Origin of the sequence: Vibrio sp. 10N.222.48.A3, from assembly GCF_041475345.1 — a bacterium.
Lineage (GTDB): Bacteria > Pseudomonadota > Gammaproteobacteria > Enterobacterales > Vibrionaceae > Vibrio > Vibrio tasmaniensis_A.
In genome coordinates this window covers 1-2,238 of record NZ_JBFRVX010001458.1, presented here as the reverse complement: position 1 = coordinate 2,238, position 2,238 = coordinate 1, and the positions used below count along the sequence as shown (strand labels likewise).

General features: G+C 46.1%; 2 protein-coding genes. Both read right to left on the bottom strand.

Features of this window, described 5'->3' with window-relative positions; translation table 11 throughout:
* A partial coding sequence (locus tag AB4653_RS27105) for a mechanosensitive ion channel family protein (RefSeq protein WP_372105784.1) occupies window positions 1-858 on the bottom strand: 858 nt, incomplete at its 3' end.
* Window position 859: 1 nt separating this feature from the next.
* Window positions 860-2,238, bottom strand: a 1,379-nt coding sequence (locus tag AB4653_RS27100; protein ID WP_372105783.1) for an ATP-binding protein, incomplete at its 5' end; no start/stop codon positions are given.

Sequence of the window (2,238 nt, the reverse complement as noted above, 5' to 3'; positions counted from 1 at the left end):
GTTGATGTTGTGCTTCTTAAACTCTTTCATCACACGCAGGGTAATGTCGGTTTCAAACAATTTCTCATACGCGGTGTCCACCACATAAGCCTTACACGTCAACTGTATCGCTAGGTAGTTGTCGGTAATCGTCTGTTTAACCAGAACCGTTACAGGCTTTGGCAAGTGTATGTAACGACTTGAAGACGCGGCTTCTTGAATCAGGTCGCGGGCTAGGGTGATGTCTTCATTCATACCGACGTAAAACGGAATCACCACTTGCATGTCCAATGCGCCATAGTTACCACTGGTGGTCACTTCATTTAAGAACTTGTTGTTCGGAATAGTAATGATGTCATCGTTCAGGGTTCTCATTCGTACCGAACGTAAACCAATGGTGATGATGTCGCCGTAGTTGCCTTCGAACGTGACGCGGTCACCAACCTGAAACGGTCTGTCAATCATCACAGTGATGCCGGCGATAAACGATGCTGCCAAGTCTTTAAGCGCAAAGCCGACCGACACGGCGAGCGTACCACCAATCAAAGCTAAGATTTGGTCGTTGATTCTAAAGCTCATCATGAACACGATAAGACCGGTGCTCACGTAGATAAAGAACTGAGTAAACGATTGCAGCTTTTGTAGCAGCATTCGATATTGCACGAACTGACTACCAAAACTGGTCACTAACGAATTGATGAACTTAAGCAACAACCACATTGCGGCAATAACGATCATGGAGAAGAACACGCCGCTCCATCGCACCAAGCTCGCTATCTTAGAGATGTTTTCTACGTTAGCTAACTCTTCCGTCGCAAAGGTCGGGAAACTGACAGCACTTGCCAAGCCAACAAATAGTAGGATAAATAACTTCTTCATTTTACTTCACCAGTAGATGTTGACGATCAAGAACGTTAGTAATGTGGCGGAACCAGTGCTCGGAAATTCGAGCCTTTTCTTCATGCCAACCAATATAACCACGGCTTTCAAAGTAACGCAGAATCCCCGTTATCTCTGCCGTGCTCAGCTGTGTACATTCAGACAACACTTCTGGAGAAGCGATTTCCAGTTGTACAATAGAACGAAGTACAGCCAACATAGGTTTAGGCATATTCTCTAGTTCCTGCGCTTCAGGGACATGGAATAAACGTACTACCGCTTGATCTGTCTCTTTATTTCGGTTCAAAGAGAGTCGGAAGAAACGCAGCGCAACGGTAGGGTTGCCATCAGAGTAGTGCCACAAAATTCGATAGAAACCTTGGCGTGCACGTTCTTCTTCACTCATGTCATCTTGGTCCCATTGCTTAGGGACCACTAAGCCATCAAAAGACAACGGCTTCTCAAGCTCCGTATTGATACGGCTATTTAGAAGTTCACCCACTTGTTTCTCTGTCCAACGCGGAAGGAAGCACACCAAATCAAACAGCAGACGCTCACCACGCGCTCTATCCACAAATCGCCAACTTGATTTGGCGATCGATATCACGACACGGTGGTTCTTTTTAGAACGACGCAGAAGGTTGGTCAAACGAATCAAATCAGACAGACCGCCAACCATTGGTTTCACCAGTCGTTGAGCGTTATCTATCGCGATAAGGTAAGTGGTATTGCTCTTACGAAGGTGCGCTAATATTTGAATTTCAGTCGCTTCTTCTTCCAAGCCGATGCTCACGGCTAGATGTGCCAACAGCTCTTGGTAACCCGCGTAAGGGCAGCTTACATATACGGGCTCAGCGTTAGATACTTTGTGCAGCAAAGTATAAAGCAGCGTTGTCGCGCCCACACCACGCTCGCCTGAAACAATACAGATAGCCGGGCTGTCTGACATCAAGTAGCGAGACAGTTGCTTAACCTCGTCACCGGCATAGTCAATTAACGTGCTGTCTATATTACCCGGCAGAATGTATTCATACGTTTGATCGCCTTTGATTCGAACCAAGTTTTGCTGATTCTTATCGAGATCTGACTGCTTAGCTACTTCGATTCTAAACAGATACGCTAAAGCTTGGCTAAACAGCGTGTAGTTAGACAGAAGGGCCATAATTCGGTGTTGGAAGTTGTAAACGCTCAGCCACACGATACCAATGGCTGTCGCCAATATATTAAGTATGAACGTACCCTTACGGTTTACCGCCCAACTCACCCATACCGGACGTTCAGAAATGTGTTGAAGTGTATCGAAGACCTTCGCCCTCCATAACCTGAGCACTGAAACCGTAACCAATACAAACCAGAAAAACAGAGCACTATATATCCAAC